The sequence below is a fragment of the Oleiphilus sp. HI0079 genome (assembly GCF_001635105.1).
The window spans coordinates 1-774 of sequence record NZ_LWFT01000048.1 but is presented as its reverse complement, the minus strand read 5'-3'; the positions used below and the strand labels follow the sequence as shown (position 1 = coordinate 774).

Annotated in this window: 1 protein-coding gene; it reads right to left on the bottom strand. The window is 49.7% G+C overall.

Annotated elements, in window-relative coordinates:
- On the bottom strand, positions 1–774 hold a 774-nt coding region (gene puuE / locus A3750_RS00810), incomplete at both ends, for an allantoinase PuuE (RefSeq protein WP_068547937.1).

Genomic DNA, 774 nt, shown 5'->3' with positions numbered 1-774 from the left:
GCGTCCAACTAAACGGCAATGCAGGCCGACGCTCAGCATTTTTGGTGCGCTTGCTCCTTCTGCGTAGAGCATATCGAAGGCATCTTTCAAATAGGTAAAGAATTGATCGCCTGAGTTAAAGCCTTGGTTTGTCGCAAAGCGCATATCATTTGTATCAAGCGTGTAAGGCACGATTAAATACGGCTGTTCGTAGTCATATACCCAATACGGCAAGTCATCTGCGTAGGAGTCTGCGTCATACAAAAAACCGCCTGCTTCGTAAACCAGATCACGTGTATTTGGGCTTGTTCGTCCGGTGTACCAGCCTAAAGGCCGCTCGCCTGTAATTTCTTCATGTTTCTTGATGGCTTCGCGGACCTGACGGCGCTCTTCGTCTTTATCTATAAATTGATAGTTGATCCACTTATAGCCGTGTGCTGCAATTTCCCAATCTGCGTCTTTCATTGCTTGAACAGCTTCTGGGTGCTTCTCTAGGGCGGTCGTTACCCCGTAAACGGTGACCGGCAAATTGCGCTCTGTAAACAGCCTGTGTAATCGCCAAAAACCCGCACGACTGCCGTACTCGTAAATCGATTCCATACTCATGTGCCTGACACCTTCAAGCGCTGGCGCACCGATCATCTCAGACAAAAAGGCTTCGGATGCGGCGTCGCCATGGAGAATGCAGTTTTCGCCGCCCTCTTCATAATTGATAACGAACTGCACAGCAACCCGTTCGCCGTTTGGCCAAACATCTTTCGGGGTGTGTTGGCCATAGCCAACTAGATCTCGGGG